Below are 2,930 nucleotides of genomic sequence, written 5' to 3'. Positions count from 1 at the left end.
GCCGGTACCGGGAACCAGGCGCACGCGCGCGATGGCTTCCTTGCGGCGGCCCACTGCTGCGCCGGGAACGTTGAGTACGGGGCGCGCAGCCTCGACAGCCTCGACGTCGACGGCGGATTCGGTGGTGTAGCTGGTGGGCTCGGTTGCGGTGGTGTCGTTCGCCACGAGTATGTCCTTCTGGTCTGTCCGGCGCTTACTGGGCGACCTGGTCGAGCGTGTATGTCTTGGGCTGCTGAGCGGCGTGGGGGTGCTCGGCACCGACGTACACCTTCAGCTTGGACAGCTGCTGGCGACCCAGGCTGTTCTTGGGGAGCATGCCGCGGATGGCCTTCTCGACGGCGCGGACGGGGTTCTTCTCGAGCAGCTCGCTGTACGCGACGGCCTTCAGTCCGCCCGGGTAACCGGAGTGGCGGTAGGCCATCTTCTTCTCGAGCTTCTGGCCGGTGAGGGCGACCTTGTCGGCGTTGATGATGATGACGTGGTCGCCGCTGTCAACGTGCGGTGCGAAGGTCGCCTTGTGCTTGCCGCGCAGGAGCGCTGCGGCGTGGGAGGCGAGGCGGCCGAGAACGACGTCGGTGGCGTCGATCACGAGCCATTCGCGCTGGATTTCGCCAGCCTTGGGGGTGAATGTGCGCGTCACGATAGTGCTGCTTTCTGATTCGAACGGAGTGGTTCGTGAATCCCGCTCCGGGGTGGTTCCGAGGCCGAGGGCCGCCGAACACGCCAGTGGAGGGCTCACGTTCGCAGGTATCTGCCGCAGTGAGGCAGGCACCAAAGGGATAGCTTACGGCATCCGGATGCTGCGCGCGAACCGTCGACGCCGCTCCCGTGGCGCACCGCCGTCGGTCGCAACGGCGCACGGCGGCCGCGACACTCCGCAGATGTGGGGGGCGGCACCGGCGTGTGTGCCAAACGGTGCGCCGTTGCTCCCCCCGGGGGGCCTAGGCCGCGAGTGCGCGCTACACCGGCGCAGTGACCGGAATACCGACGCTCTGTGCGGCATCCGCGAACCGGTCGTCATAGGTGAGAACGGTGTCAACGCCCAGGCGAACAGCGCATGCCAGATGCAGCGCGTCGAGGGTGCGCAGGGCACGGCCGGGTAGCACTCCTGCCTCGCGGTAGACAGCTGGTGTCAGCCCGTAGAGGGCGACGTGATCGAGGAGGGCGGAGATGTCCAGCTGCGGGATGCTGTGGCGCACCCCCACGCGCCGCAACTCGGTCTCGAGCAGCATGCCGGCGACGAGCTCGACGGAACCGTCATCGACCCACGCGGCTAGCGCCGCTGACTCGGGCTCGTCAATCACCAGCTTGGCTGCCGCCGACGTATCGATATACGCCCGCGTCACCGCTCGGATCGCAGTTCGTCAAGAGTCTCGCGGACGCTCCCCCGGATGCTGTGTCGAGTGAGTGATCCGATCCTGTCGGATGCTGTCGCCGCGCGAACGAGGGGGAGTTCGGCAGCCTGCTCTCCGCTCGGCACGATCGAGGCGACGGGAACGCCGTCGTTGGTCACGACATACGTTTCACCGTCTTGCACACCGCGCAGCACGTTTGCGCTGTTGTTGCGCATTTCTCGATGGCTGATGGTGGGCATACCCCGAATGTACCAGCCGTAGCACGCGTAGCACAGGGCGATTCAGGCGGGTGTGGAGAGCTGCATCACCGCCCCCCCGGGGGAAGAATCGCCCTAGACCCCGACGGTGCCGACGACGAGCATCCCGACGGCGACGCCGTTGAAGACGATGTGAGTGAGCACGGCGCCCCAGATGCGCGAGGTCGCGACGACCAGACCGGCACACACGAGCCCGACGAGCCCGAGGGTCGCGACCGACCACCACGTGTAGATGTCGAAGACGAGGTGCAGCCCGATGAAGAGCACGGTCGTCACGGCTATCGCGGCAAACCCCGCCCACGAGCGCGAGTCAGTCATCCGCCTGACCGCCGTGAAGATCGCGACCAGCAGCACGGCGCGGAAGAAGAACTCTTCGAGAAGCGGCGCGATCACGACCGGCGCGAGCACGCCGTCGAACCAGAAGGATGCCGGGAGTGACCCATCGATCGTCCCTGCTGTCGGCCACACGGCGGTGCCGGTGCCGGCGATCTCGAGGAAGCCCTGCGTGAAGCGCAGAATGACGCCGAGCACGATTCCGTAGAGCAGGTCGAACGGATGGAAGCGCAGCAGCATCCGGGGCCGCGAGCGCGCGAACGCGAGGATGATCGCGGCGAGCATCCCGCCCCACAGCGCGGCAAGCGAGAGCGCGGAACCGAGGGTGCCGCCCAGGAGCCGGTCGGCGAGGGTGGCGAGCAGGATGCCGGCACCGAGCAGCAGCACTGCCCATCCGACGAGTTCCCCGTCCCAGCGAGCGACAGTCGACCCGCCCGACCGCCACGAGTGGGCAGCCCGCTCGCTCCGCCTCGATCCCCGCGACGAATCCGACCCCCGAGACGAGGCGGATCGCCGCGACGATCCGGGTTCTGCGGTCGAGTCTGGGCGCCTCGACGACCCTCGTTCCCGTGAACGTACTGTCCCCGCGCTAGACTCCGTCATAGGCGCCAGGGTACCTGCCGGGGGAATTCCTCGCCGGTTCGGCGCCAGAACCACATGCTTCTATCCGCATCGCGAGGGCGAGCGGATGCTGTTCCGCCCGCCGCACACCAGCCGACTCGCGAGGACCGCCGTGGCCTACCGCTCGAGCACGTCAAGACGCTCCCGAGGCTCTGTGCCCACGTGGGTGTCGATCGTGATCGTCGCGGTGCTGATCCTCGCCGTCGGGGGCCTCAGCTGGCTGGCGATCACGCGCACGCAGACACCTTGCACCATGTCCGTCAAGAAGGGGTCGCAGACCCTTATGATCATGTCGAGGTGCTGCTCGAACGGAAGAAATCGTCGCTATCGCGCATCCGCAAGCATTTGCGGTTGCGGGCATTGC

At 67.4% G+C, this 2,930-nt stretch carries 4 protein-coding genes and 1 pseudogene; all 5 read right to left on the bottom strand.

All coding sequences use genetic code 11. From position 1 onward, the window contains the following. Positions 1-165 (bottom strand): annotated as a pseudogene (locus Q1V87_RS10370) (30S ribosomal protein S9); the annotation flags it as partial. A 28-nt stretch (positions 166-193) separates the two neighbouring features. Further along, the gene (gene rplM, locus Q1V87_RS10365) at positions 194-640 is read right to left on the bottom strand and encodes a 50S ribosomal protein L13 (RefSeq protein ID WP_228177219.1); all 447 of its coding nucleotides are present in this window, start codon (positions 638-640) and stop codon (positions 194-196) included. 319 nt (positions 641-959) lie between these two features. Next, complete coding sequence (locus Q1V87_RS10360; RefSeq protein WP_292735603.1) at positions 960-1,346, bottom strand: type II toxin-antitoxin system VapC family toxin; 387 nt, start codon at positions 1,344-1,346, stop codon at positions 960-962. Beyond that, entirely contained in the window at positions 1,343-1,594 is a 252-nt protein-coding gene (locus Q1V87_RS10355) for a type II toxin-antitoxin system Phd/YefM family antitoxin (protein ID WP_292735605.1), read from the bottom strand. The genes Q1V87_RS10360 and Q1V87_RS10355 overlap by 4 nt, the downstream gene beginning before the upstream one ends. Before the next feature lie 93 nt (positions 1,595-1,687). Continuing rightward, positions 1,688-2,332: a CPBP family intramembrane glutamic endopeptidase gene (locus Q1V87_RS10350; protein ID WP_300592303.1), complete on the bottom strand. Its 645-nt coding sequence runs from the start codon at positions 2,330-2,332 to the stop codon at positions 1,688-1,690. Between the last annotated feature and the right edge of the window lie 598 nt (positions 2,333-2,930).

It is taken from the genome of Microbacterium sp., from assembly GCF_030149085.1.
Taxonomy (GTDB): domain Bacteria; phylum Actinomycetota; class Actinomycetes; order Actinomycetales; family Microbacteriaceae; genus Microbacterium.
The sequence above is the reverse complement of the archived record's forward strand: the minus strand, read 5'-3'. Positions and strand labels throughout refer to the sequence as shown.